At 64.7% G+C, this 23256-nt stretch carries 31 protein-coding genes and 1 riboswitch; of the genes, 9 read left to right on the top strand and 22 right to left on the bottom strand.

What is annotated here, in order from left to right; all coding sequences use genetic code 11:
- Positions 1-406 precede the first annotated feature (406 nt).
- The 4 genes from KK488_RS06320 to KK488_RS06335 form a co-directional block, all read right to left on the bottom strand.
- Positions 407-991: a PAS domain-containing protein gene (locus KK488_RS06320; protein ID WP_250890146.1), complete on the bottom strand. Its 585-nt coding sequence runs from the start codon at positions 989-991 to the stop codon at positions 407-409.
- A gap of 184 nt (positions 992-1175) precedes the next feature.
- Positions 1176-1340 carry a hypothetical protein gene (locus KK488_RS06325; RefSeq protein ID WP_214622319.1) on the bottom strand — a complete coding sequence of 55 codons (165 nt, stop codon included), beginning with the start codon at positions 1338-1340 and terminating at the stop codon, positions 1176-1178.
- 165 nt (positions 1341-1505) lie between these two features.
- A complete protein-coding gene (locus KK488_RS06330; protein ID WP_214622320.1) occupies positions 1506-2762 on the bottom strand; it encodes a gallate dioxygenase in 1257 nt (418 codons plus the stop codon).
- A gap of 138 nt (positions 2763-2900) precedes the next feature.
- Positions 2901-3500, bottom strand: coding sequence for an SOS response-associated peptidase family protein (locus tag KK488_RS06335; RefSeq protein ID WP_214622321.1), 600 nt, complete (start codon positions 3498-3500; stop codon positions 2901-2903).
- Between the two features lie 61 nt (positions 3501-3561).
- On the opposite strand from KK488_RS06335, the gene KK488_RS06340 reads away from it, so the two are divergent.
- Positions 3562-4020 (top strand): cupin domain-containing protein, encoded by a 459-nt coding sequence (locus tag KK488_RS06340; protein WP_214622322.1) that lies wholly within the window; start codon positions 3562-3564, stop codon positions 4018-4020.
- Here KK488_RS06340 and KK488_RS06345 read toward each other — a convergent pair.
- The 7 genes from KK488_RS06345 to KK488_RS06375 all read right to left on the bottom strand — a co-directional run bounded on the left by KK488_RS06345 (position 4008) and on the right by KK488_RS06375 (position 9204).
- Positions 4008-4955, bottom strand: a complete 948-nt coding sequence (locus KK488_RS06345; RefSeq protein ID WP_214622323.1) for a DUF481 domain-containing protein — start codon at positions 4953-4955, stop codon at positions 4008-4010. The genes KK488_RS06340 and KK488_RS06345 overlap by 13 nt on opposite strands.
- Before the next feature lie 133 nt (positions 4956-5088).
- Positions 5089-5385 (bottom strand): DUF3175 domain-containing protein, encoded by a 297-nt coding sequence (locus KK488_RS06350; protein ID WP_214622324.1) that lies wholly within the window; start codon positions 5383-5385, stop codon positions 5089-5091.
- A gap of 3 nt (positions 5386-5388) precedes the next feature.
- On the bottom strand, positions 5389-5541 hold the full coding sequence (locus tag KK488_RS06355; RefSeq protein ID WP_214622325.1) for a hypothetical protein: 153 nt from the start codon (positions 5539-5541) through the stop codon (positions 5389-5391).
- Between the two features lie 40 nt (positions 5542-5581).
- The gene (locus KK488_RS06360) at positions 5582-6145 is read right to left on the bottom strand and encodes a 2'-5' RNA ligase family protein (protein WP_214622326.1); all 564 of its coding nucleotides are present in this window, start codon (positions 6143-6145) and stop codon (positions 5582-5584) included.
- Between the two features lie 59 nt (positions 6146-6204).
- Complete coding sequence (locus tag KK488_RS06365; RefSeq protein WP_214622327.1) at positions 6205-6702, bottom strand: hypothetical protein; 498 nt, start codon at positions 6700-6702, stop codon at positions 6205-6207.
- Positions 6703-6779: 77 nt separating this feature from the next.
- Positions 6780-7589 carry a DODA-type extradiol aromatic ring-opening family dioxygenase gene (locus KK488_RS06370; protein WP_214622328.1) on the bottom strand — a complete coding sequence of 270 codons (810 nt, stop codon included), beginning with the start codon at positions 7587-7589 and terminating at the stop codon, positions 6780-6782.
- 49 nt (positions 7590-7638) lie between these two features.
- Complete coding sequence (locus KK488_RS06375; RefSeq protein WP_214622329.1) at positions 7639-9204, bottom strand: DUF1570 domain-containing protein; 1566 nt, start codon at positions 9202-9204, stop codon at positions 7639-7641.
- Positions 9205-9361: 157 nt separating this feature from the next.
- Between KK488_RS06375 and KK488_RS06380 the strand changes: the two genes are divergently transcribed.
- Positions 9362-9817: a pyridoxamine 5'-phosphate oxidase family protein gene (locus KK488_RS06380; RefSeq protein WP_214622330.1), complete on the top strand. Its 456-nt coding sequence runs from the start codon at positions 9362-9364 to the stop codon at positions 9815-9817.
- A gap of 106 nt (positions 9818-9923) precedes the next feature.
- Here the strand turns inward: KK488_RS06380 and KK488_RS06385 are convergent, their stop codons facing one another.
- Positions 9924-10295: a hypothetical protein gene (locus KK488_RS06385; protein WP_214622331.1), complete on the bottom strand. Its 372-nt coding sequence runs from the start codon at positions 10293-10295 to the stop codon at positions 9924-9926.
- 247 nt (positions 10296-10542) lie between these two features.
- Between KK488_RS06385 and KK488_RS06390 the strand changes: the two genes are divergently transcribed.
- The 3 genes from KK488_RS06390 to KK488_RS21575 all read left to right on the top strand — a co-directional run bounded on the left by KK488_RS06390 (position 10543) and on the right by KK488_RS21575 (position 11916).
- Complete coding sequence (locus KK488_RS06390) at positions 10543-11319, top strand: transglutaminase-like domain-containing protein (protein WP_214622332.1); 777 nt, start codon at positions 10543-10545, stop codon at positions 11317-11319.
- A gap of 58 nt (positions 11320-11377) precedes the next feature.
- Positions 11378-11689 (top strand): alkylphosphonate utilization protein, encoded by a 312-nt coding sequence (locus KK488_RS06395; RefSeq protein ID WP_214622333.1) that lies wholly within the window; start codon positions 11378-11380, stop codon positions 11687-11689.
- Between the two features lie 92 nt (positions 11690-11781).
- Positions 11782-11916: a hypothetical protein gene (locus KK488_RS21575; RefSeq protein ID WP_284732144.1), complete on the top strand. Its 135-nt coding sequence runs from the start codon at positions 11782-11784 to the stop codon at positions 11914-11916.
- A 53-nt stretch (positions 11917-11969) separates the two neighbouring features.
- On the opposite strand, the gene KK488_RS06400 is transcribed toward KK488_RS21575, so the two are convergent.
- Positions 11970-12392: a hypothetical protein gene (locus KK488_RS06400; protein ID WP_214622334.1), complete on the bottom strand. Its 423-nt coding sequence runs from the start codon at positions 12390-12392 to the stop codon at positions 11970-11972.
- Between the two features lie 329 nt (positions 12393-12721).
- Between KK488_RS06400 and KK488_RS06405 the strand changes: the two genes are divergently transcribed.
- Entirely contained in the window at positions 12722-12958 is a 237-nt protein-coding gene (locus tag KK488_RS06405; protein WP_214622335.1) for a hypothetical protein, read from the top strand.
- Positions 12959-12980: 22 nt separating this feature from the next.
- Here the strand turns inward: KK488_RS06405 and KK488_RS06410 are convergent, their stop codons facing one another.
- From KK488_RS06410 to KK488_RS06445, 8 genes are all read right to left on the bottom strand, one after another.
- A complete protein-coding gene (locus KK488_RS06410) occupies positions 12981-13382 on the bottom strand; it encodes a DUF4440 domain-containing protein (RefSeq protein ID WP_214622336.1) in 402 nt (133 codons plus the stop codon).
- 31 nt (positions 13383-13413) lie between these two features.
- On the bottom strand, positions 13414-13803 hold the full coding sequence (locus KK488_RS06415; protein ID WP_214622337.1) for a type II toxin-antitoxin system death-on-curing family toxin: 390 nt from the start codon (positions 13801-13803) through the stop codon (positions 13414-13416).
- A 2-nt stretch (positions 13804-13805) separates the two neighbouring features.
- A complete protein-coding gene (locus tag KK488_RS06420; protein ID WP_214622338.1) occupies positions 13806-14033 on the bottom strand; it encodes an AbrB/MazE/SpoVT family DNA-binding domain-containing protein in 228 nt (75 codons plus the stop codon).
- A gap of 50 nt (positions 14034-14083) precedes the next feature.
- Positions 14084-14503, bottom strand: coding sequence for a DUF4440 domain-containing protein (locus KK488_RS06425; protein ID WP_214622339.1), 420 nt, complete (start codon positions 14501-14503; stop codon positions 14084-14086).
- An 82-nt stretch (positions 14504-14585) separates the two neighbouring features.
- Complete coding sequence (locus KK488_RS06430) at positions 14586-15620, bottom strand: reverse transcriptase/maturase family protein (protein ID WP_214622340.1); 1035 nt, start codon at positions 15618-15620, stop codon at positions 14586-14588.
- Between the two features lie 755 nt (positions 15621-16375).
- On the bottom strand, positions 16376-18286 hold the full coding sequence (gene thiC, locus KK488_RS06435; protein WP_214622341.1) for a phosphomethylpyrimidine synthase ThiC: 1911 nt from the start codon (positions 18284-18286) through the stop codon (positions 16376-16378).
- 18 nt (positions 18287-18304) lie between these two features.
- The gene (locus KK488_RS06440) at positions 18305-18718 is read right to left on the bottom strand and encodes a DUF2065 family protein (RefSeq protein WP_214622342.1); all 414 of its coding nucleotides are present in this window, start codon (positions 18716-18718) and stop codon (positions 18305-18307) included.
- Between the two features lie 51 nt (positions 18719-18769).
- Positions 18770-18878: riboswitch (TPP riboswitch) on the bottom strand.
- A gap of 48 nt (positions 18879-18926) precedes the next feature.
- Entirely contained in the window at positions 18927-19838 is a 912-nt protein-coding gene (locus KK488_RS06445) for a MipA/OmpV family protein (protein WP_214622343.1), read from the bottom strand.
- 98 nt (positions 19839-19936) lie between these two features.
- On the opposite strand from KK488_RS06445, the gene KK488_RS06450 reads away from it, so the two are divergent.
- The gene (locus tag KK488_RS06450) at positions 19937-20122 is read left to right on the top strand and encodes a hypothetical protein (protein WP_214622344.1); all 186 of its coding nucleotides are present in this window, start codon (positions 19937-19939) and stop codon (positions 20120-20122) included.
- 6 nt (positions 20123-20128) lie between these two features.
- Here KK488_RS06450 and KK488_RS06455 read toward each other — a convergent pair whose 3' ends face one another.
- Positions 20129-20722 carry a TetR/AcrR family transcriptional regulator gene (locus KK488_RS06455; RefSeq protein ID WP_214622345.1) on the bottom strand — a complete coding sequence of 198 codons (594 nt, stop codon included), beginning with the start codon at positions 20720-20722 and terminating at the stop codon, positions 20129-20131.
- A gap of 95 nt (positions 20723-20817) precedes the next feature.
- Here KK488_RS06455 and KK488_RS06460 point away from each other — a divergent pair, with 95 nt between their 5' ends.
- Positions 20818-22014: an acyl-CoA dehydrogenase family protein gene (locus KK488_RS06460; RefSeq protein WP_214622346.1), complete on the top strand. Its 1197-nt coding sequence runs from the start codon at positions 20818-20820 to the stop codon at positions 22012-22014.
- A 40-nt stretch (positions 22015-22054) separates the two neighbouring features.
- Entirely contained in the window at positions 22055-23236 is a 1182-nt protein-coding gene (gene tgt / locus KK488_RS06465; protein ID WP_214622347.1) for a tRNA guanosine(34) transglycosylase Tgt, read from the top strand.
- The last annotated feature ends 20 nt before the right edge of the window (positions 23237-23256 follow it).

Genomic DNA, 23256 nt, shown 5'->3' on the forward strand with positions numbered 1-23256 from the left:
TGGTCGACGGGATAGAGCGCACTGCCCGCCGCAGGGGACCACAATCCGCCAAAGCTTCGAAGGGTTAAGCGCGACGGCAGCTTTCAGGCACATGACATCTGGCGCTGAGCGACCGACTGTGGGTCGGATCCCGACAGGCGCTTCTGGATGACATCTCCGGATAGCCGCCATCCCGGATTTGTCCACGCGCCCCAGGTTCCGGCGCGATCGGGCTTCGGATGGAAACGGTTATCGCGCTTCAATATGCCGCCCGGTCTTGACGGAACGCCAAGCCAAAAAAAAGCCGGCAAAGATTCCTCGATGCCGACCTAGGGGGGAAAGGCGTAGCATAAAGCCTTTCGAGTCGCAGCAGATGTGTAGTTTTTCCCACATCGTTTGGCGCTTCATCTTTTGGACTAGCCCAAGGTCAGTAGCCGGCCTCGATGGCCAGTCTGATCGCCTCGACGACCGTTCTGACTTCCAGGCGATGCAACAGTGCGGATCGGTGCGTTTTCACGGTCGGTTCAGCGAGACCGAAATCGAATGCGACCTGTTTGGTGGTCTTTCCGGCGGCCAGCTCCGCCAGCACCTGACGCTGACGAGGGCTCAGGATAGCGAGCTTTCGTCGCGCATTTTCAGCTCGCGACGGCGAGGAGCCCAGCGACCCGAGGTCCACCTGCGTGCCCAGAAAATATTCGAGGTCGCCCTGATCGTCGAACAGCGGAGCAATGGTCACGGCGTTGCGAAAGGCCGTTCCGTCACGCCTGTAGTTCAGCAGCTCGACCATGACCGGCCGGCCCCGGCTGATTGCTTCGCGAAGTTGGGCAACGGCGCTACGGTCCGTATTCGGACCGGCAAGAAAACGGCAGTTTCGTCCCAGGATTTCGTCGGCGGGGTAGCCCGTCAGTTTTTCAAACGCTGAATTGCAGAAGATGATTGGATTGTCCTGCGCACGAGGGTTGGTCAGGACCGCCGCAATCTCGCTGCCATTGATCATCATGCGTTCTGGCATGAGGCAGCCTAATGGCAAGCAGTCGATGAATCCAGCAATTCGATGCGCTGCATTTCATGCCGTAGAATGAGGGCCGCAGATGCATCGCTCTGCTCTGACAACGTCAAAGTTGCGAGCTTCCAAGACAGGTGCGAGGTCCGCAATCATGTCGCATCCCGACACGCCGCTGTCGCAAATCTGCTGGCTAGCCCTTGCCGCCCTTCTGCTTCGCCTCATGCTCGCGCAGCAGGGCATCCAGCTCGGCGATCCGCTGCCGCTCCGGCGTGTCCTTGGCGAGGCCCTTCAGGCGGCAGGTGGCCCACAGGCTCTTGCGCTCCGCTTCCAGCGCCTTGCGATACAGGTCGGCCATCATGTCTCCGTGTGTTGCGCCGCTTGATAAGACAGGCTGGCCGGTTGCGCCATGGATATGCCCCGCCTCACGCCAGGACTGTCCTGCGCGCCGCCGGCTATACAAAGAAAGGGCGGGATGAGTCGCCCCGTCCCGCCCCAAATCAGCCTTCGTCGCTGATCAGTCTTATTTCTTGCCGGCCACCGAATAGGTGATTGCCGCATTGCGCGTCTTCTGGAAGTCGGGGACCGACAGGCCCTTGAAGGCCGCATAGACATCGATATTCCCGATGCCGAGCACTGCCGCCATCTTCTCCAGCATGAAGAAGATCACGCCATAGTGGATCATGCCGATCCAGTTGCGGCTGCGGATCAGCTCCTTCTCCTCGTCGGTCAGGTCGCTGTCGGTGAACAGCCCTTCCTGATCCTCGACGAAGCGCTTGCGGAATTCCGGCTCGATCAGCCGGTGCAGGAAGTGGTTGATGCGGAAGCCCTTGACCGCGCGGTCGATCGTGAAGGGATAGGTGCCCTCGATCTCCTCGACGCCGGCCAGTTCATGCTTGGCCCTGGCGCGCAGCGCCTCGTCGCTCTCGGCGGGCGGCGTCTCGTCACCCAGATCCTCGAACAACATGGTCGCGATAGCGGTCATGGACGGGAGAAAGTAGCTCTGGTGAAGCTTCTTCACCTTGGGGCTGAGCGCGCCGCGCATCAGCAGCCACATTACCACCTCGGCACCTTCCCAGCCGCCCTTCTTGGCGAGATCGGTGACGGTCGCGCTGAGCAGCGACTCCGGATTGTTGGTGAGGAGTTCCATGAACTCCATGTCCCACTCGGTATTGTTGAAGCCGCAGCGCTCGCCATGGACCTGATGGGAAAGACCACCGGTGCCGGCGATCACCACCTTGATATCCTTGGGATAGCTCTGGATCGCGCGGCGCAGCGACTTGCCGAAGTTCCAGAAGCGCTTGGCCTTGGGAATGGGATGCTGGAGCACGCCGCACTGGAGCGGCACGATCTTGCAGGGCCAGCCATGCTCATGCTCGAGCAGCACCGAGAGCGGCGAGAAGGCGCCGTGATCGAGGCCCATGCCTTGCCAATAGGCAAGATCGAACTCGTCGGCGACCAGGCACTCGGCGATATGCTTGGCAAGCTCCGGATCGCCCTTGATCGCGGGCAGATCGCGCTGACCGCCACCTTCGTCGGCGGGGGCGTATTCCTCGCCGATGCCGAGCGCGAAGGCGGAATAATGGGTGAAGAAGGAGGTCATATGATCATTGTAGACATACAGGATCACATCGGGCTTCTCGCGCGCCAGCCACTGCTTGACCGGCTCGAAACCCTCGAAGATCGGCGCCCAGACCGGATCGGTCTGCTTGTTCGCATCCTTGGCGAAGGCGATGGTGGGCGTGTGCGAGACGGCGAAACCGCCGATGATCCTGGCCATGAGTCTCTCCTAATGTCGCGCAGGGCGATCCGCGTCAGATTGCCGGAAACTTGTATGCAACACAAACGGAAAATTTTGGAAGCGCGCGGGCGCTCCCGTTCCCGTCATTGCCGCGAACAGGGGAATGATAGCCAGTGGTCACGGAACGGCGTTGACCTGCATCAATTGCGATGGAAACGGCGCGATCAGCTTTTGCGCGAGCCGCCAGTCGGCCCGGAGCCAGGCCTCATGATCCTCCGCATGAAGGATGACCGGCATGGTGCGCGGATTGGTCGCGCCGACCAGCCGGTTGGGCTCGCAGGCGAGCAGGGCGAAGCTCAGCACTTCGCTGTCGCGCCAGATTCCGGCCAGCGCGAAGATCGGCGCTGCCGGGAGGGAGAAACGATGGGCGATCCGCTTGCCGGTTTGCGGATCGCTCTTCTGGCTCCACAGCTGAAAGGCGGTGACAGGCACCAGGCAGCGATACTCGCTATGCCGCAGCGTGCCGATCCAGAACGGACTCTCCAGGTTGCGCACCTGCGTCACCGGCGCGCCGCCTGTCAGGGCGGCGGCGGGGGGCGGGGGTACGCCCCACAGGCGCGGCACCAATCGACGCCCTCGGTCGCGCGTGCCGATGATTGCCGGCGCGAACTGGCCCGGCGTCACATAGCCGCCGTCCCAGGGGTCGCGTCCCGGATCCGCGGAGAAGGCTGCGCCGATCCGGGCCGCTGTCGCATCGAGGCGGTAGAGCTGGGTCATGACCGATCGTTGGCTGACAAAAGCCTTGCCGACAAGCCGAGGAGCAGGCCAATATTCTCCCATGACCGACCCCCAAGCCAGAGCACTGATCGAGCGCCTCGATCTCAGGCCGCATCCCGAGGGCGGCTGGTACAACGAGACATGGCGCGCGCAGGCCGCAAGCGGCGACCGGCCGACTGCCACGGCGATCCATTTCCTGCTGGAAAAGGGGCAGCGGTCGCACTGGCACCGTGTCGATGCCGCCGAAATCTGGTTGTGGCACGCCGGCACCTCGCTGCTGCTCTCGACCGCGCCGGGCGATGCCGGCCCGGTCTCTGCGCGGCGCCTGGGAGGTGACGTCCTGCTCGGCGAAATGCCGCAGCATATCATCGCGCCCCATCACTGGCAGGCCGCGGAAGCGGATCGCGGCTGGGCGCTGGTCTCCTGCATCGTCTCGCCGGCCTTCGATTTTGCCGGCTTCGTCCTTGCGGAGCCGGACTGGTCGCCCGGAGAGGGGCGAGCACCGCTTCAGAAGCTGTAAACGAGCGAGGCGCGAGTCGCCGTGTCGGTCGGTTTGCGGCCGGGCAACGGGTCGGTCTCGCTCTGCACGTTGAAGGAGATGCGCGCCGAGAAGATCCTGGTCAGCTTGGTGTTCAGCGACGATGTCGAGATGAGCGTCGTGTTGCCGCCGCTGCTGACCACCGAGGCCTCTTGAGAGAAGATCGTCCCCGGCCGTACCGTCCAGCGATAGACGAGCGACCCGCGCGCGCCGAAATCCTCCTCGTCGGTCCCGTCAACGAAGAATGTCTGGCGCAAGGCCGGACCGCCATCGATGTCCAGGGTCATGTTCGGTCTGTTGATCGCGCGATAGCCGAGGCCCACCGATTCCGTGAAGCGGTGCGAGAAGCCGGCGAACTCGTCGCGCTCCCAGCCCAGGGACGCGGCGACGTAGAGTCCGTCCTTCAACAGGTAATTGAGGGCGTAGCTGGCCGAATAGCGCTCCTGGCTGCGATGCCCGTCCGTCTGCTGATAGTCGACCGACGTCGCGAATTTGTGGCGCGCCTTCAGGCCGTCGCGCGCGAGCCGGATGCCGAGCAGGACGTTGAGCTGATCGGTGTTGCCGGTCGTCACGCCGAAGCCGGCCTCGCCCTGGCCGCTCCACCCGTCGAACAGGCCGAGCGAGGACAGGCGTGCTTCCTCGGCCGCCTTGGCTGCGGCCTGCGCGGCATCAGACTTGCGCTGGAGATCGGCCATGAAGGTCGCGCCGAGCGTCTCGATCGCGGCGACATCGTCAGGATTGGTGGCCTTGGCCATGCGCACGACGGCGACGAGGGTTGCTTTGTCGGTGCGCCCCGCCTCGCGGATCATCGCCTCGACCGAGGGGGGCAGCTCGGCCTGAGCGGGCACGGTGAGGACTGCGAGGGCCAGCGTCAACGCGGCGATCGGGGGTGGCCAGTGGAAAATGGACAGGACCATGAGAGCAATCCATGCTGCGATTTCATGCACTTCTTGCTGCGGCGCAGCGATGCTGTCCAGCCCGCGAAAGGTGCGACGCGACGGATATGAGCGGGCCTTCGATGAATCGCCGCCGGTCGGCGCGGGCAATCGATTATGCCTTGGGCGCCCGATCGAAGAGAGCGCGAAGCTCGTCCTTGGCGCGCTCGAGAACCTCCCGCTGGCTGTCGTCCAGCCCGCGGCCGGCGCGATTGATATAGAAGGTCAGCATCGACATCGCCGAGCGAAAGGGCGAGCTCTTGCGCCGGTGGCTCGCCTCGGCAGATTGCTTGAGCGAAAGGGCGATCTTCCGGGGATCACTCAGCGTGAAGACGTCGCGCTTCAGGTCCAGCGCATCGTTGTGCTCGGTGACATCCTGCGACCATTTGCGAGGGGCGCTGCGACCAGCCACGGGTCAACCGTGGCGCTTGAAATACTGAATTTCGCGCTCATGCTTTTGCGCGGCTTCGCGCGTGGCGAAGGTACCCAGATTGCGGCGCTTGCCGGTCTCGGCATCCTTGTGGCGCGAGTAGATGCGATAGTCGCCGGATGCGAGCTTGCGGATCATGGCGAGATAATGTGTGGCCCCGCCATCCGTTCCCTGATCGTCAGAGCAGCCGGCCCTGCGCTGCCTCGGGCGGGCGCAGCGCCCAGCGGCCGATGACGTCATGCCGGTGCAGGCCGACATGGCTATGCACCAGCACGAACTCCGTCACCTTCCACTGGAAGCAGGGCACCGCGCGGCTGAACGGCGTACCCTTGCGATAGGTCAGCGTCTCGTGCGGGCTGAATGACCAGTCGGGCCGAACGGGCGTGGATTGCTCCTCCGCTGCTCTGGCGATCCGGCTTTGCAAATCCCGCAATGGCCGCACCACCCGGCTCGGGCGCAGCGCGACCGTCCCGGTGCCGCCGGAGAGGCGATCCAGCACCAGATCGAATGGCGTCGCGCGCACCGCCTCGCCTGCCCGCAGTAGCCCGTCGACCAGCGCGCCGGGGACGAACGGGAAGTCCTCGGTCAGCCACAGCGTCACATGATGGCGATCGGGCTCCAGCAGCCCTTTCGCTCCCAGTTCCCGCTCGGCGAACGCATAAGTGCGGCGCGCCGTGATCTGATCCGGCATCAGGGCGAAGAAGAAGCGATGAAGAATGGCTGGCTGCATCAGCGCGGGCATAGGGCATCTCCGAATCGGATAATGTTCCTATTATGTTCTCAATGACCGCCAGAGTCGAGTCAGCGCAGGATGGCGTGGCCGATCCGCGCCGGAATGGTGCGCCAGGCAAAGAACAGGATGATTAGCAGCATCAGCGCCTGCCCCGCGAGCACGGGTGGCTCGGCGCCGGTCGGCGCGAGCGCATTGAGCGCCGGGATTTTCTGGAAGCTCTGCACCACCAGCACTACCATGTTCAGCCATTGCGCGATCAGCGCGGTGACCAGGAAGATAATCCTCCCGGGCCCGCGCGCCTGCTGCACGAAGAGCGAGAAGAGCGCGATCGCCAGCAGGACGAGTGACACCACGCCGAAGATGAAGGGTGGGCCGATCGGCTTGGGCGGAAACAGGAAGCCGGTGACGCTGGTCAGGATCGTGAAGGTCAGGAACAGCCCGTTGGCGCGGGAGAGCCAGCGCCCGCTGCTGAGTGCGCCGAAGAAGATCAGCCCCGCGGCAATGCCGACAAGGCTGATGACGACGTGCAACAAGGTGAATTCCGGCAAAGACAATCCGAGCATCATGACACGACTCCCCCTGGTAGGACAGTCAGCCTATCCTAGTGCACAGAGCGACGCGAGTCCCTGCTGCGACGCCCTTTTCAGGCGAAGCTGTACCCCGAAATCGCGCTGCCCATGACGATCTCGCCATAGTCCCGGCGGCCCGGCGAACCGCTCGTGCCGGCCGCCACCATCAGCGGAATGAGATGATCCTCCTGCGGATGGCAGAGGCGCGCATAGGGTGCGTCTGCCCAGTGGGCGAGCAGGGCGGCACGATCGGCGGCGGGCGCGGTGGCGGCCTGGGTCAGCCACTGATCGAAGAGCGTGGAGGGGGCCTCCACGCGCGGATCGCGGAAGGCGCGCAGATTGTGGAAGCTCATGCCCGAGCCGATGATCAGCACGCCGTCGTCGCGCAGCGGCGCGATCGCCTCGCCCGCGCGCACGTGCAACGCCGGATCGTAGCCCGCCTCGATCGACATCTGGACGAGCGGAATGTCGGCGTCTGGGAAAGCGACCTTCATTGGAATGAATACGCCATGGTCGAGGCCGCGCGCGGGATCGATTGCAGCCGGAAGCCGGGCGTCGCGCAGCAGGCCAGCTGCGCGCTCCGCCAGCCAGGGCGCGCCGGGTACGGGATAGGTCAGCTCATAAGTGTGTGGCGGGAAGCCGTAATAATCATAGATGAGGCCGGGGTGCTCGGCCCCGGTGAGGCCGAAACCGCCGCGCGTCTCCCAGTGCCCGGAGATCAGCAGGATCGCCCTCGGCCGCTCCGGCAGGCTCGCCGCGAGCCCGCGCAGATAGGTCTCCATGCCGCGCCACACCCCGTCCGGATCGGGCATGAAGAAGCATGGCCCTCCGCCGTGCGGAATGAACAGGCTGGGCTGGGTGAGCGGTGGCGCGGACTTGGTCATGGTCGCTTAGATGGGAGCGGCATGACCGATATGTAAAGACGGGGGACGATCAGTTTTTCTTGGGCGCCGGATCGTCTTTCTGCCCCGGTGAGAGCTCACCCGGAGGCGGGGCGATCACCAGAGCGCCGCCCGGGCCGTCGAGATGATCGCCGGCCTTGAGGGCCTCCAGCATCCTGCGCGCCGCATCCGGGCCGCTGCCGCCGTGCGGATCATAAGCGAGCGGCTCGAGATTGCGGATCGCCTCGGCGAATTTCTTGTCGTGGATGTCCTGCTGCGCGAGCAGGAAGCGCACCTCCTGATCGAACGGCGCAAGCTCCGACGCGCGCTGGAGAGCGGACCTGGCGTTGGCGCTCGGCTCGATGCCCTGCTTGATGAAAGAGAGGTAAAAATAGAGGAGCGGCAGCGGATGGTCGTTCTCGATCTTGTTGAGCGCGATGAACGGCTGGCGCGCGTTGCGGAACGCCTCCGCCTTGTTGTCCGCTTTCCCGGCCTTGTCGAACAGGGCGAACCCCTTCTGGATATAGGCGTTCACCTGGCTGGGATCGAGCGCGAGCGCGGCGTCCGCAGCGATGATGGCCTCATCGTCATGCCCTGCGTCGAAGGATGCCTCGGCAAGCGCGGCCTGCACGGCAGCATCCTTAGGAAAGCGTGTCGCCACGGTCTGCGCTTCCGGCAGCAGCTCGGCCGCTTGCGCCGCATCGACGCCGCGGCGCGAGCGGATGCGGATCGGCATGATCGCGGCTTCGCCGGGGCTGAGCTCCCGGATGGTGACCGGCCCCGGCTTCAGCCGCTCGGGGCCGAGCCGGATGGCGGTCAGCATCCGTTTGCCGAGATATTTGTCCATGTCGTGATCGAGCTTGTCGAGATCGCCGAACACGCTCTTCGCGGCGTCGGACAGGCTTTTGCCCTGCCGGAGCAGGCCGAGATAGGCGGCGAGCTGTCCCCTGCGGGTCGGACCGAAGGTCAGATAATGATAGAGCAGCCAGGCGCGGCCATAATAAGCATCCTGCCGTTTCCCGTCGACATTGTGATAGCTGCTCGGGTCGAGCAGGTTGGTCGCGGTCACGTCCGGCGCGAGGTAGAGCTCGGCGGCGCGATGTTGCGCCGGCAGGCCGAGCATGAGGGTGCCATCGCGCTGGAACTTCGCCGAGGCGAAGAATTCCGCCGATCCTTCGACGAACCAGCGCGGCCAGGCGAAGTCGCTGGCCGAGATCTGGATGTGATGGGTATATTCGTGGAGCAGCGCCACCATCGAGAAATCGAGCGTGCCGCCATGCGCGTCGATTGCCGGGACGATGGCGATCGAGCTGCCGGCGCCGGGCTGGTAGAAAGCATAGAGATAGCGCGGCCCGTCCCCGGCCAGCTTGCGCACGGCTGCCTCGTTTCTGACGACGAACACGGTGACCCGGTTGGACGGGCTCGGCTTGGCCTGGCTGATGTCGAGCAGGAAGGCGACACCCTCGTGGAAGCGCTCGAGCTGCTCGGAAAATTGCTGGATCTCGACCGGCGACTCATCGGCATAGACGATGAAATGGCTGCTCGATGCTTCGAGCCATTTGGCGGACAAGGCCGCCGGCGTCGCCCAGAGCAACGCGGCGAGCAGAAAGAGCTTCATCGGTGCGTGACCCCCATCAACGCATTGGTTGCGTCAGATTGCGCTGATGAGGCCCGGCGTCAAGGCGGTCCCACGCGTCTTCCAACTCGCCTTGTCGCTGCCGATGCATCTGTGCGAGCCCTTGTGCGTTTGTCGCTTTGACGAAGAGGAGGACGCCATGACCAAGACTCTCAAGGATCTCGCCGAGAAGATGCGCGACATAGATTTCGCGATGCTCGCCACCCACGCCGAGAGCGGCGCGATCGGCGCCCGGCCAATGAGCAACAATCGCGCGGTCGAGTATGACGGCGACAGCTGGTTCTTTGCGGACGAGAATACGCGGATGGTCGATGACATTACGCGCGATCCGCACGTCAGCCTGACCTACCAGGGCAAGAGCGGCCTTCTCGGCCTGCGGCCCTTGTTCATCGCGATCGAGGGGATGGCGCAGATCGTCAGGGACCGCAGCCAGCTAGAGGCACATTGGACGACCGGGCTGGAGCGCTGGTGGCCCCAGGGCGTCGAGACGCCGGGCCTCGTGCTCATCCAGGTCATCGGCCAGCGCGCTCACTATTGGGACGGGGAGGATGAAGGAGAGCTCGTCCTCGACGAATCCATGGCCACTGACGACTGACGAGGCTGCCCGATGCGCGCCTTCGACCGGCCGCATGGCGAATGGCGGTGACGCGCGCGGAGATCGGCACTCTCTCGCATATGTGGGAAGAGGCAAGCGGCTCCGCTCAGCCGCTCGCGCGCACGTCGAAGTAAATCTTGGCGAGCGCGGTTGGCGGGAAATCGCGAATGTTGAGACCGTTTTGCGCGCGATAGGCGTCCGTGCCGCACACGAAGGCGGGGACGCTCCGGGCCTCCCGGATATCGGCGCAATCGATCGTGACGGCCTGCCGCGTCTTCTTGCCGGCGCGATCGACGGCCAGGATGTCGACGTGCGCGCCGGTCGCCGTTCTGCCGACGGCCGCGAGATCGATGAACTGCACGGTCGCGGCGCCGTCCTTGCCATAGACCAGCCACCAGTCTGCCGGAGCCGGCTGCGCCGCGAGCGGTGATGCAGCGGCCATGCCGATGAGGGTGGCGATGATGAGGTGTCTGGCCATGATCCGTCTTTCTTCCCTCGCGGGGCGCTGGAACGCCTGTCGGGAGGAACAACGAACGAGGCGCCGTTTTTCTTCCATCGCCGGCGCGGGGCTGATGCGCCCCGGAGGCAATCCGTCTCCAATCGGGACGATGGGCATGTTAAGGGCCACACGCACGAGGCCCTGCGCTCCGACAGGGCGTCGCGGGATGGCAACAATAGTCTGGGATGAGGCGACACCTTTTCCCGTTTGGCGCATAGACACACTCATGAAGCTCCACATCCACGCCGCGCTCGATTACGACCTTCCCGAACCCACCGATCTGCTCCTCCAGATGGAGGCGGCGCACCTGCCCGAGCAGTCGGTTTCCAACGCGCGGCTCGATCTCAGCCCGTGCGAGCATTTCGCGCGGGTGGTGGCGCATGACGGCATCGGCGAGCGCATCTTCATTCGCGCGGCGGGCCAGTTCACCGCCGACTATCATGCAACCGTCGACATCCGCCGGACCATCGCCGACGTCAGCCGCCTGCGGAAGATGCCGCCGCACCAGCTGCCGGGCGAGACGGTGCAATATCTGCTCGACAGCCATTATTGCCCCGCCACCCAGTTCCGCAGCTTCGTCGAGGAGGAGTTCGGCGAGCTGCAGGGCGGCGCGCGGATCGCGGCGATGCGCGACTTCATCCAGGAGCGCTTCCATTATCTGCCCGGCTCCAGCGACGCCTCCACCACCGCGCTCGAGACCTTCGTGCGACGCCAGGGCGTGTGCCGCGACTTCGCGCACATGCTGGTGACGCTGGCCCGTGCCTCGACCATCCCCGCCCGCTTCGCCAGCGTCTATGCCATCGGCGTCGATCCGCCGGACTTCCACGCCGTCGCCGAGATCTTCCTGGGCGGTGCCTGGCACCTGATCGACGCGACCGGCATGGCCAAGGAAGGCAAGATGGCCAAGATCGGCGTCGGGCGGGACGCGGCCGACGTTGCCTTCCTCACCTCCTTCGGCGCGGTGACGATGAACGGCCAGAGCGTCGAGGTGACGCAGGTCTAGGCGTGACTTTGCCGCCTTTTGGGTGCAGGCGCGTCTCCGCATTCAGGAGGCGCGACCGATGAGCGACGATGACTATGTGTATGACGAGGCCAGCGGCGAATGGATGAGCGCGGCCGATCTCAAGGCGAAGCAGGGCGCGGCGGAGGCCGGCGAAACGGTCGAGGTGCGCGACGCGAACGGCAATCTGCTGGCCGACGGTGATCAGGTGACGTTGATCAAGGATCTCGTCGTCAAGGGCGCGGGCCGGACGCTGAAGCAGGGGACGGTCATCAAGTCGATCCGCCTGACCGGCGACGCGCAGGAGATCGACTGTCGGTTCGAGGGCATCAAGGGCCTCGTGCTGCGCGCCGAGTTCGTCAAGAAGCGCTGATCGCGAGCGACGCGATTAAAGGCGCGCCCGGGCGGGGAAAGGCGTAGGGTGGTCCGGCGGGCCTCTGTCTGCCCACCCCGAAAGGACGCGTCATGGCCAAGAGCCAGAAGAAATCAAACAAGGAAATTCGCAAGCCCAAGGCGGAAAAGCCGCCCAAGCAGAATGCCTCCCAGCCGACGCAGAAGGTCGGCGTGGTCAAGGGGCTGGAGAACATGAAGAACAGCTGAGGTGCGCGGGCAAATCATCCGATCCCGCAAAGCGGCCATCGGTCGAACCCATGCTACCAGACGTCCACGCTCGGCGTGAAGCTGTCCTTCGTTTCGCCCTTGCCCTTGTTCATGCAGTGAAAGGTGATGCGGGCCGGTACGATGCTCTCGCCGTGCCACGCCTGCGTGACGCTCATCCAGTCGATCAGCCCCCGGGCGATGAAGCGCGACATCGTGCACTTCACCATGTCGAGCGCCTCGATGATCGCGGGCGGCACATAGGTCTGGTTCTCGGGCACGTCCTCGCCGCCGAACTCGGCGGGAAAGATGAGGATGCGCACCAGCCTGCCCTGCTTGACCAGCTGCTCGGCCGCTGCGCGCGAGGTGACCTGGGAAAAGTCCGGCCGCATGTCGCCTTCCTCCCGAATCACGACACCCTCCTCGTCCGGCTTTTCCGCGCCCGGTTTTCCGGTGGCGAGGCCCGGCGCAGCGGACAACAGTAATATCATGAGTGCAAGCGCCCGCACGATCCAGCCATGATGTCCCATATCGCCCCCGATTCGATATTCATGGTTTGTTCCGGATCGTTTATTGCCTCCGATGCGGGTTCAGGCAAGCGCGATGCCGGCAATTTCCTCCATACCGGGGCAATCGTCCGCCGCCCCCCTCAATTGCCCGCCCGGCGGGACGGTGGTGTTGGAGCCGTCCGGACCGATCTGCGTCACCAGCATCGGCGGTGGCGCGCCGACCGTCTCCCCGACAGCCCTTATTCCGGTCCGGCACGGTGCGGGCTGGGGGCATTCGTGCCGCCACGATATCATGCGGCATGAGCCGGAGCCGCCGCAAATCGCCGATCATCGGCGTCACGACTGCGCAGAGCGAAGCGCAATGCAAGGCGCAGGCGGAGCGGAAGGTCCGACGCCTTGTGCGGCAGACGCTGGGTGAGGCGCTTCATGGGGATGCGCTTCCGCAGAAGCGATGGGCGCTTGTCAATCCCTGGGATGGCCCCAAGGATGGGAAGCACTGGGTGGCTGATCCGGTGGCGAAGTGGATGCGCAAATAGCGGTTTCGCCGGTTTCGGGGGATCATCCCAACGTGACGAAGATCTCCGCCTCGATGACCCACAGGCCGGACACCTCGCGCCATTTGGCGGTGTAGAGGCCGGCGGCGGCGAGTGCGCCGGTGGCCGCATCGCTGCCCTGCCACTCGCCTTGTTCGAGCGCGATCGGCTCGACGCTGGAGACGGTGATGACGCCCGGCGTGCGCACATAGACGAGGCGGCCCGGCCGGGATGCGGGCGCGGCGAACTCGCGCTGCCAGACCTTCACCTGCGCATTGCGCCCGGCGATAACGGCGCTGTCCGTGCCGGTGATCATGACGCAGTCGCGCGCGAGGAGCGGGCCGATGGCGGCGGCGTCACCCTGCGCAATCACGCGATTGAACGCGGCGCGGCGGGCGCGGATGGCGAGTTCGGCGGTGGCGGTCATGAGTGTGGTGTAGTGACTCGGGGGTGGGCTGTCAGGCGAGCGTGATGCGCGCGCGGAACCAGTCGGCAAGATCGGGCTCGCTAAGATCGCCGGCCGCGAGCGCGAGGAAGGTGACGACCAGTTCGGCGTCGGTCGCGGTAAGGCGACAGCCATTCAGGGTGAGGAAGGTTTCGCTGACGACCGCCGCCGTGCGCTTGTTGCCGTCCGTGAAGGGGTGGTTGCGCGCTATGCCCCAAGCGTAAGCGGCGGCGAGCGCGGCGATGTCCGGCTGCTCATAGGCGGCAAGGTTCTCCGGGCGGGCCATGGCGCTTTCAAGCAGGCCGATGTCGCGCACGCCTTCGCCGCCGCCATGCTCGGCAATCTGCTCGGCATGGATTGCCACCGCGGCGGCGGGGATGATCCAGACGGCAGGAGCGGTCACTCTTACTTGGCGAGTTCGCGCAGCGCCCGCTTGCGCCGCGCCATGACTTCGCGCGCGGCCTCCATCTGTGCGTCGAAATCGGCATCGGCGGCAGACAGCTCGATGCCTCGCGGCGTCAGAACGACCGAAAGCGTCTCGCCCACGGTCGCATTGAGATGCGCGAGCAACTCCTTGGGCAGGATGACGCCGGCGCTATTGCCGACCTTGGTGATCTTGAGCGGCGTGTTCATACGAATGTTATAACGGAAATCCCGGCAAGCTTCAATGTTCCCGCCGACGCTCAGGCGAGGGTGACGAAAATCTCCGCCTCGATGACCCATTGCCCGCCGACCTCGCGCCATTTGGCGGTGTAGAGGTCGGCGGCGGCGAGTGCGCCGGTGGCCGCATCGCTGCCCTGCCACTCGCTGCCCTGCCACTCGCCCTGTTCGAGCGCGATCGGCTCAACGGGGGAGGCGGTGATCTCGCGCGGAGTGCGGACATAGCCCAAGCGGGCGGGCGCGCCGGGCCGACGCGGTGCGAACTCGCGCTGCCAGACCTTCACCTGCGCCGAGCGCCCGGCGATGACGGCGCTGCCCGTGTCGGTGACCATGACGCAATCGCGCGCGAGGATGGGGGCTATGGCGGCGGCGTCACCGTCCGCGATGGCGCGGTTGAAGGCGGCGCGGCGGGTGCGGATGAGGAGGTCGGGGGAGGCGGTCATGAGAGAGGCTTAATGGGACACGCGCGGGTTGTCAGGCGGATGTGGGTAGGATCGTCGAGGGTGTCAGATCAGAGTAAGGAAACTACTCTATGCCGAGAAAACGTCGTTCTTTTCGGCCTAATTTGGCAACTTGCTCCCCGAGCGCCTGCTCGAGTGTAATTGCTAGTGAAGCTGCTTTCATGCGACGGACTTCACCAACCAACTCCCCGTGGTTGTCGGCGCCTTCGTAGGCTTGAAGGTAGCCGGACTCCATCGCGTCAAGAAATCCGCCCAACCTAGGCAATGTTATCTTCTTTTGAAGAAGCGTGTCTATATCTTCCGTTCGAGCAAACTTCGCGCCAATATTTTGGATACATGCCTCGCTAATCCGAAGTCTATAATTTGAATCGGAATGTCGAAAAATCTCCATACCCAGAAATGATGCAGATTGGTGCGGCTCATAAATGCGAGTTTTCGAATCAGCAGCTCCAACGTTCCCAACTGAGAGTCCAATTTTGTCCAGTAGTTCTTGTAAAAAGGAGTGAAATTCGTCGCATTTCTTCTTAGAGCTGAAAAAGGCGACTATGTCGTCGACGTAGCGGATGGCGGGTATTCCGCGTTTCTGAATGCTTTGGTCGAGATCCTTCAAAATCATGCCAGCGAAATAAGGGGATAGCGGCATGCCTTGTCGGACGCCTTTTCCCGGTACGATCCCCGCTTTCTTGACGATCTCCTTCCAATCAGGATCAAAGCCATCCTCAATTTCTGTGTCAATAAATGGTAAGATCACCTTGTGAAGTGAGCGCTGAGGAATGATGGCGGTCGCCGCTTTGCGCACCGCATCGCGGGGTATATTGTCAAAGAACTTTTCTATATCTGCCTTATAGACCCAACCGTGTGAGGTTCGGAGGGCGAGTGCCCGCGTACGGGCGTCCTTAACGGTTCGGTTGGCGCCACGGATCAACCCGAAGCTCACTGGATTCAAGAGTCCGCGTTTTTCTAAGCTTTCTCGGAATTCAGCCAGGAGAGCGAACTGAAGAACACGATCTGCTATGGTGGGAACACAAATAATGCGGTTGCCGCCACCGGGCTTAGGCTTTGCAATCGCCAGCAAACCCTTGGGGATGAAGGCGCCCATCGTTCGTTCTCGTAGGCGGAAAAACTCGTAGCCTAGCCGATCTTGGAAATCCCGCCCCGTTTGTCGATCTACTCCAAAACAGGAACCCAGCAGTCGTTGCTTCTCATATCGCCAAACGACATCGAGGTTCTTGCGGGATAAGGCTGTCGTGAGCGAATTTGCCATCTAGTTGCCGCCAGCTTCACCTAAATCACTCAGGCTGGCGGATCACCAGGAGCCGAGCATCCGCAATGGGACGATCGGCTTTCGCCATGTGCCCGAGGACTCGGCTACGCGCCTCAACAGAGACTTGGGCCGATACCTCGATCTGACTCCGCCATGAAATGGACCGAGGAGTCATACTGCACAATAGCACGGACAGCGTAAGTGCGAAAAGTCCGTTAAGGAACAAACCGTGAACAAAGTCCCTCGGCTTCGCATTCGCGCTGGGCGATCCGGCCGAAATGGCCGAAAATTTCGGCCCGGCGCGAGAAGGCCCCTCACAGATTTGTTTCCCGTCCTCGCAGGATTGGTGAGTGATACGAGGCATTTTGCAGTTTCCTTTGTCGTAGCCAGGCCGAGCATCCGCAATGGGACGATCGGCTTTCGCCATGTGCCCGAGGACTCGGCTACGCGCCTCAACAGAGACTTGGGCCGATACCTCGATCTGACTCTAGAAACCGGGTGAACCGCTTCTGAAGGCCAACCCACATCGGGTCGTATGCCATCAACCCAGATAGCACCAAATGCGGTTGCTGAATAGAGCTACTCTGCCGCTAATCATGCTCCCGTCCACCAGCGCCCATATACAGCTCCGACCCCGCCTCCCGGAACTTCGCGCTCATCTCTTCCATGCCCTTCAGCGCCGCCGCCCGGCTCGCTTCCGCCGTCTCCGCGCCGCTCGGGCCGGTAGCGATGAAGCCTTCCACGCCCTGGTTCTGCTTATTGGCGAAGTCGCGGACTTCCTGGCTGATCTGCATGGAGCAGAATTTGGGGCCGCACATGGAGCAGAAATGCGCGCTCTTGGCGCCTTCGGCGGGGAGGGTCTGGTCGTGATATTGCTCGGCGGTGTCGGGGTCGAGCGAGAGGTTGAACTGGTCGCGCCAGCGGAACTCGAAGCGGGCCTTTGAGAGGGCATTGTCGCGGACCTGTGCGGCGGGGTGGCCCTTGGCGAGATCGGCGGCGTGGGCGGCGAGCTTGTAGGTGACGACGCCGACCTTGACGTCGTCGCGATCGGGCAGGCCGAGATGCTCCTTGGGCGTGACGTAGCAGAGCATCGCCGTGCCGTACCAGCCGATCATCGCGGCGCCGATACCGCTGGTGATATGGTCGTAGCCGGGCGCGATGTCGGTGGTGAGCGGGCCGAGGGTATAGAAAGGAGCTTCCCCACACACAGAAAGCTGCTTGTCCATATTCTCCTTGATCTTGTGCATGGGCACATGGCCCGGCCCCTCGATCATCACCTGCACATCCTCCTTCCACGCGCGGTGGGTGAGCTCGCCCAGCGTGTAGAGCTCGGAGAATTGCGCCTCGTCATTGGCGTCGGCGATGGAGCCGGGGCGCAGGCCGTCGCCCAGCGAATAGGCGATGTCATAGGCCTTCATGATCTCGGTAATCTCGTCGAAATGATCGTAGAGGAAGCTCTCCTTGTGGTGCGCGAGGCACCATTTCGCCATGATCGAGCCGCCGCGGCTGACGATGCCGGTGACGCGCTTCGCCGCCATCGGGATGTAGGCGAGGCGCACGCCGGCGTGGATGGTGAAATAGTCGACGCCCTGCTCGGCCTGCTCGATGAGCGTATCGCGGAAGATCTCCCAGGTCAGCTCCTCGGCGATGCCGCCGACCTTCTCCAGCGCCTGGTAGATGGGGACGGTGCCGATGGGGACGGGGCTGTTGCGGATGATCCACTCGCGCGTGTCGTGGATGTTGCGGCCGGTCGAGAGGTCCATGACCGTGTCGGCGCCCCAGCGGATCGACCAGATCATCTTGTCGACTTCGCTGGCGACGTCCGATGCGACGGCGCTGTTGCCGATATTGGCATTGATCTTGACCAGGAAATTGCGGCCGATCGCCATCGGCTCGGATTCCGGGTGGTTGATGTTCGAGGGGATGATGGCGCGGCCACGGGCGACCTCGTCACGAACGAACTCGGGCGTGACATAATCGGGGATGGAGGCGCCGAAGCTCTCGCCGTCGCGGACATATTGCGCGAGGCGATCGCGGCCGAGATTTTCGCGCTCGGCGACATATTCCATCTCGGGCGTGATGATGCCGCGGCGGGCATAGTGCATCTGGCTGACATTCATGCCCGGCTTGGCGCGCAGCGGGCGCTGGACGACATTGGGGAAGGGGCGGACCCCGCCGCTGCGGTCGGGGCCGAGCTGGCCATTGTCCTCGGGCTTGATCGCGCGGGCGTCATAGGCCTCGACGTCGCCGCGCGCGAGGATCCAGTCGCGACGCAGGGCGGGGAGGCCGGCCATGATGTCGATATTGGCGTTCGGGTCGGTGTACGGCCCGCTCGTGTCATAGACGCGGATGCTCGGCTCGCCGGAGGAAGGCTCCAGATCGATCTCGCGCATGGCGACGCGGATGCCGCTGCCCGACTTGGCGGCGACATGGACCTTGCGGCTGCCGCGGATCGGGCCGGTGGTGACGCCGATCTCGGCCTTTGCGGGGATGTCAGCCATTGGGGGAGAGACCTTTCTTCAGACGATATGGGGATGGCCCGCATGGCCGGCGAGGCCTGCATAGCCGAGGAGGATGCCCAGGATGAGCGAGACGATCGCCCAGGCGCGGGTGAAGTCGAGGGCCAGGAAGCCGAGGTGCATCAGCGGCCCCGGCACGGCGATGAGCAGCGCGCCTTCGATCAGCGCCACGATGCCGACGATCGAGACGATCGCGGCGAGCGGATCGTGGAAGCTGTAATGGACGAGCACGAGCGTGACGCCGATCGCGAAGACCGGCAAACCGATCGCCATCTGCAGCGCGGCCGATCCCGCGAGCTCGCGCATCATCGCCTCCCAGCGCTGCGGCGCGGCGAGGCCGGACAGGCCGATCAGGATGAGGTAGAGGCCGATCGCCTGCGCAAGGTGGAGCGTCAGCACCGACAGTGTGTTCATGGGCAGCCTCCTTCCTTCGCGTCTGGCTCGCACGAGGGGGAAGGAGGTCCGACAGGTCAGGCCGCCACTCCCTCCGCCGGTATGAGCCGGTTCAGGTTCGACGGGTCGGATGGCGCTACCCATCCCTCTCAGCCACAGCATGGCTCCCCGGGGATGGCCTGCTTTAGCGCAACCGGGCGGACCTTCCTAGCCCGTTGAGACAAACCACTCAAAAGGTGTAGGCGACGCCCCCGCCGATCAGGAACTGGTCCTTCGATCCGCGCTGCGAGACGATCGGCGATTGCGCGAAATTGCCCAGAAGGCGCGCATAGGAGAGGCCGCCGACCAGGGCGAAGCCGCCATCGGCGAGATTGCCGTCCAGATCGTAGAAGCTGACCAGCGAGAGGGAGGCACCCTTCCACCCCGCATGCGCCCGATAGGGACGCATGCCCGATGCGGCAGAACCAGCCGCGGTCACGTCATAATAATAATGGGCATATTTATCGTCGACATGCTCGGCCGAAAGGGTGACCGCGACCGCGATCGCCTTCGACAGCGGCGTTAGATAGGACATGCTGGGCTGGATCACCGTGCCTTTGTGTGCCCCGGCAATGTCCCAGCGGACATCCGTGCCGAAGGACAGGCTGTCATAGGGATTGGTGATGCGGCTGACGGTGAACCCGGCCGTCACGCCGGTCTCGACTGCGACATCGCGCTTGCCCAGCGCCAGCACCGCGGGGTCACGAATCTGCTGGGTCCGGTCGAGCCGGGTGCGCACCACGGGGCCGAGATTGAAGGCGATCTTGCTGTCGTCCGGATCCTTGATGAGATCGACTGCCAGGCCTGCGGGGCGGGGCGAGATGGTGAAACCGGCGATGCGCCCCTGCAGCCCGACCACGGGAAAGACCACATAGGAATTCGATCCCTCATAGCCCGGCCCATAAGCGGCGCCGACGCCGATGGTGAGATAGTCGCTATCGAACACCGTTGGCGCGGCCGGCCCATCGGGGCCCTGTGACAGCGGATCGGACGGCGGCGCCTCCGTCGCGGCTGCGGCCGGTGTGGCACTTTGTTGCGCGTGAACCGCAGGGGAGAGGAGCAGGGCGGGGAGCGCGATCAGCGCGGCGATCTGGCGGGTCATATAGGCAAGGCAACGGCTTAACGCATTTTTGGTTGCGGCGCATCAGGGAAAGCCCGCGCGCTCACAGCTTCTTAATGGCTGGCCGTTAACCTTATCCCATGAGCCGCAGATCAACCATCAGCGCCGAACGCGTGACGCTCGCCCTTCACCTGGCGGACGGTGCGTTGCTGCCTGTCGAGGGCAGCGCCGGCTGCATGCGCTTCATCGGCCGCTACAGCCGCCTCTCGGCTTTCGGTCCGCTCGGCACGCCGCTGCGCGCGCACGTGGTCAGCAAGGACGATTGAGGCGCATCACAACGCGCGCAGGAAGGTGGCGCGCAGCATCTTGAGCTGGATCGACACGATCTCCTCCTCGCTCCAGCCGCGCATCGCGCGCATGTGACCGACCGTCAGCCAGTAGAGCGACATCGACCAGGCGGCCTCCGCCGCCTCGGTCGCCGTCCATATCGGGGCGAGGCAGCCTTCCTCTTCGAGCCTTGCGAACAGCCGGTGAAAGGCGGCCGTCACCAGCGCGTCGCCCAGCTTCACGCTTTCGATGATCTCGTCGTCCGCCGCCATCGCCGCCCAGAGCGGCCGCAGCGCCGGCCCGACATGCCAGACGACGTGGACGAAATGGCGGAAGAACTGGTCGAACGTGTCGCGCGCGGGCTGGGCAGCAGGCAGCGTGACCGGCTGGCTGAAGCCGCTGCGCCGGATGAAGTGCGAAATGAGATCACCAAAGAGGTGCCGGCGATCGCCGAAATGGAGATAGACGGTCTGGCGCGACACCCCCGCCGTGCGCGCGATTTCCGCCATCGACGCGACCTTGCCGCCCGCGAGCAGGTCGGCGGCGGCATCGAGGATTCGCCCGCGTGTCTCGGGGGCATTGGGCTGCGTGGCGATCAACGGACTTTACACATGTAAATTCAAGTGGCATTTTACATATGTAAAGTGACGCGCGAGTCGCTGCTTGTCAAGCGAGGGGAGAGGATATGGTCAGCATGACGACCGGTCAAAGCGAAGCACCCGCAATGGATGGCGCCGCGATCCTTGCCGCCGCGCGGGCGCTCGCGCCGGGCCTGGCGGCACGCTCGGCCGACATCGAGCGGGCGCGCCGGCTACCGCCCGACGTGGTTGCCGCGCTGCGCGCGGCGGGCATGTTCCGCATGGCGATGCCGGCCGCCCGCGGGGGGCCGCAGATGAGCCTGCCAGAGCAGATCGAAGTGCTCGAAGTGCTGGCGGCCGCGGATGCCTCGGTCGGCTGGTGCGTCAAGATCGGCGCGGACAGCGGCTATTTCGCCGGCGTGATGGCCCCCGCCGTGGCGGACGAACTGCTTCCCGGGCTCGACCTGGCGATCGCCGGGTTCGCTCCGCCGGGGCCGGGGCGGCTCGACCGCGTGGAGGGTGGCTATGTGCTCAACGGCCGTTTCCCTTTCGGTAGCGGTTCCACCCATGCCGATCTGTTCTTCGCCACCGGCGTGGTGTTCGAGGAGGACGGGCGCCCGGCGCAAGGCGGTCAATGGGGCGGCGTGATGCCCCGCATCGCCTTCGTGAAGCCCGCGCAGGTGACCATCGAGGACACATGGCACAGCACTGGCCTCTCGGGGACCGGCAGCCATCATTGGGTGGCCAAGGACGTGTTCGTGGCCGAGCGCCACACGCTCGATCCATTCACCCAGATCCGCCGGCGCGACATCGCCAACTATGCCCATCCGCTCAACTTCACCGCGACGCTCGCCGCCATCCCACTCGGCATCATGGCCCGTGCGCTCGATGAGGCCCTGGCTTTCGCGCAGGCGAAGACCGTCGCCTTCCCGCCGCCGGCGCGGGGGATGAGCACGATTCCGCAGGTCTGCGGCACGATCGCGCAGGCGCATGCCGCCTATCGGGCGGCGCGCGCGCTGGTGTTCGAGAGCGCGCAGACCTTCGTCGCCGCGCTCGCCGCGACCGGTGAGGCGCCGCAAACGGTGCGCGCGACCCTCGGTCTGTCGATGATCCATGCGACCCGCACCGCCTGCGACGTCGTCCATACGCTCTTCGACCTCGTCGGCACGGCGGCGATTCACAAGGAGGCGGTGATGGGCCGGCTGCTGCGTGACGCGCTGACCGCGAACCAGCATGTGACGGTCAGCCAGACGATGGTCGAGACCCATGGCGCCGCGTTGTTCGGCGCGCCCAATCCATCGCCCTTCTTCTGAGCGGCTTTTCTTCCACGCGCGAGCCGTTATGGCGCGGGACATGACCCAGACCCAAGCCGCCGCGCCCTTCCGCGTGCCCGCCGATCCCGGCCCGACGCGCTTCGCCTTCGCCGTCCATGCGAGCGACGGCAAGGCGCGCACGGGCGCGATCGCGATGATGCGCGGCATGATCCGCACGCCCGCCTTCATGCCGGTCGGCACGGCGGCGACGGTGAAGGCGATGCGTCCGGCCGAAGTGCGGGCGAGCGGCGCGGACATCATCCTGGGCAACACCTATCACCTGATGCTGCGGCCGGGCGCCGAGCGGGTCGCGGCGCTGGGCGGCGTCCATGCCTTCTCCGGCTGGGAGCGGCCGATGCTGACCGACAGCGGCGGCTATCAGGTGATGAGCCTCTCCAATCTCGCCAAGGTCAGCGAGCGGGGCGTCGCCTTCGCCAGCCATATCGACGGATCGCGGCACATGCTGACGCCGGAGCGGTCCATGGAGATTCAGCGCCTGCTGGGGTCGGACATCGTCATGTGCTTCGACGAGCTGGTGCCGACCACAGCCACGCGCGGCGTGCAGGAGCAGGCGATGGAGCGATCGATGCGCTGGGCGCGACGCTCGCGCGAGGGGTTCGATGCCGGTGGCACGCATGCCGAGCGGGCGGCGCTGTTCGGCATCCAGCAGGGCGCGCTCGATGCGGAATTGCGCCAGCAGTCGGCTCAGGCACTGATAGACATCGGCTTCGATGGCTATGCCGTGGGCGGCCTCGCGGTGGGCGAGGGGCAGGAAGCGATGTTCGCCTGTCTCGACCATTGCGTTGGCCATCTGCCAGCGGACAAGCCGCGCTACCTGATGGGCGTCGGCAAGCCGGACGACATCGTCGGCGCAGTCGAGCGCGGCATCGACATGTTCGACTGCGTGCTGCCGACCCGCTCGGGCCGCAACGGCCAGGCCTTCACCTGGGCGGGACCGCTCAACATCCGCAACGCGCGCTATGCCGAGGATCAGGGGCCGCTCGATCCGCGCTGCGACTGCCCGGTCTGCACCAATGTAAGCCGCGCCTATCTGCACCATCTGGTCAAGGCCGGCGAGATGCTCGGCGCGATGCTGATGACGCAGCATAACCTGCACTTCTATCAGGCGCTGATGGCCGGGCTGCGGGGCGCGATTGTGGAGGGAGCGCTGACCTCGTTTGCCGATCGCTTCCGCGCGGATTATGCGTCGAAAGCCTTCTAGATCTCGTCCAGACTGGAGCC

This window comes from Sphingobium nicotianae (assembly GCF_018603885.1).
GTDB classification, from domain to species: domain Bacteria; phylum Pseudomonadota; class Alphaproteobacteria; order Sphingomonadales; family Sphingomonadaceae; genus Sphingobium; species Sphingobium nicotianae.

Excerpts from the sequence above, each read along its gene's own strand:
- KK488_RS06370 (WP_214622328.1), bottom strand. The coding sequence starts at position 7,589 with ATGACCAAGTCCGCGCCACCGCTCACCCAGCCCAGCCTGTTCATTCCG.
- KK488_RS06425 (WP_214622339.1), bottom strand. The coding sequence starts at position 14,503 with ATGACCGCCTCCCCCGACCTCCTCATCCGCACCCGCCGCGCCGCCTTC.
- KK488_RS06385 (WP_214622331.1), bottom strand. The coding sequence starts at position 10,295 with ATGGCCAGACACCTCATCATCGCCACCCTCATCGGCATGGCCGCTGCA.
- tgt (WP_214622347.1), top strand. The coding sequence starts at position 22,055 with ATGACCCAGACCCAAGCCGCCGCGCCCTTCCGCGTGCCCGCCGATCCC.
- KK488_RS06325 (WP_214622319.1), bottom strand. The coding sequence starts at position 1,340 with ATGGCCGACCTGTATCGCAAGGCGCTGGAAGCGGAGCGCAAGAGCCTG.
- KK488_RS21575 (WP_284732144.1), top strand. The coding sequence starts at position 11,782 with ATGGCCAAGAGCCAGAAGAAATCAAACAAGGAAATTCGCAAGCCCAAG.
- KK488_RS06345 (WP_214622323.1), bottom strand. The coding sequence starts at position 4,955 with ATGGTCCTGTCCATTTTCCACTGGCCACCCCCGATCGCCGCGTTGACG.
- KK488_RS06390 (WP_214622332.1), top strand. The coding sequence starts at position 10,543 with ATGAAGCTCCACATCCACGCCGCGCTCGATTACGACCTTCCCGAACCC.
- KK488_RS06340 (WP_214622322.1), top strand. The coding sequence starts at position 3,562 with ATGACCGACCCCCAAGCCAGAGCACTGATCGAGCGCCTCGATCTCAGG.
- KK488_RS06450 (WP_214622344.1), top strand. The coding sequence starts at position 19,937 with ATGAGCCGCAGATCAACCATCAGCGCCGAACGCGTGACGCTCGCCCTT.
- KK488_RS06445 (WP_214622343.1), bottom strand. The coding sequence starts at position 19,838 with ATGACCCGCCAGATCGCCGCGCTGATCGCGCTCCCCGCCCTGCTCCTC.
- KK488_RS06335 (WP_214622321.1), bottom strand. The coding sequence starts at position 3,500 with ATGACCCAGCTCTACCGCCTCGATGCGACAGCGGCCCGGATCGGCGCA.
- KK488_RS06405 (WP_214622335.1), top strand. The coding sequence starts at position 12,722 with ATGAGCCGGAGCCGCCGCAAATCGCCGATCATCGGCGTCACGACTGCG.
- KK488_RS06420 (WP_214622338.1), bottom strand. The coding sequence starts at position 14,033 with ATGAACACGCCGCTCAAGATCACCAAGGTCGGCAATAGCGCCGGCGTC.
- KK488_RS06330 (WP_214622320.1), bottom strand. The coding sequence starts at position 2,762 with ATGGCCAGGATCATCGGCGGTTTCGCCGTCTCGCACACGCCCACCATC.
- KK488_RS06440 (WP_214622342.1), bottom strand. The coding sequence starts at position 18,718 with ATGAACACACTGTCGGTGCTGACGCTCCACCTTGCGCAGGCGATCGGC.
- KK488_RS06460 (WP_214622346.1), top strand. The coding sequence starts at position 20,818 with ATGACGACCGGTCAAAGCGAAGCACCCGCAATGGATGGCGCCGCGATC.
- KK488_RS06380 (WP_214622330.1), top strand. The coding sequence starts at position 9,362 with ATGACCAAGACTCTCAAGGATCTCGCCGAGAAGATGCGCGACATAGAT.
- KK488_RS06360 (WP_214622326.1), bottom strand. The coding sequence starts at position 6,145 with ATGCCCGCGCTGATGCAGCCAGCCATTCTTCATCGCTTCTTCTTCGCC.
- KK488_RS06365 (WP_214622327.1), bottom strand. The coding sequence starts at position 6,702 with ATGATGCTCGGATTGTCTTTGCCGGAATTCACCTTGTTGCACGTCGTC.
- KK488_RS06395 (WP_214622333.1), top strand. The coding sequence starts at position 11,378 with ATGAGCGACGATGACTATGTGTATGACGAGGCCAGCGGCGAATGGATG.
- KK488_RS06430 (WP_214622340.1), bottom strand. The coding sequence starts at position 15,620 with ATGGGCGCCTTCATCCCCAAGGGTTTGCTGGCGATTGCAAAGCCTAAG.
- KK488_RS06375 (WP_214622329.1), bottom strand. The coding sequence starts at position 9,204 with ATGAAGCTCTTTCTGCTCGCCGCGTTGCTCTGGGCGACGCCGGCGGCC.
- KK488_RS06355 (WP_214622325.1), bottom strand. The coding sequence starts at position 5,541 with ATGATCCGCAAGCTCGCATCCGGCGACTATCGCATCTACTCGCGCCAC.
- KK488_RS06320 (WP_250890146.1), bottom strand. The coding sequence starts at position 991 with ATGCCAGAACGCATGATGATCAATGGCAGCGAGATTGCGGCGGTCCTG.
- thiC (WP_214622341.1), bottom strand. The coding sequence starts at position 18,286 with ATGGCTGACATCCCCGCAAAGGCCGAGATCGGCGTCACCACCGGCCCG.
- KK488_RS06410 (WP_214622336.1), bottom strand. The coding sequence starts at position 13,382 with ATGACCGCCACCGCCGAACTCGCCATCCGCGCCCGCCGCGCCGCGTTC.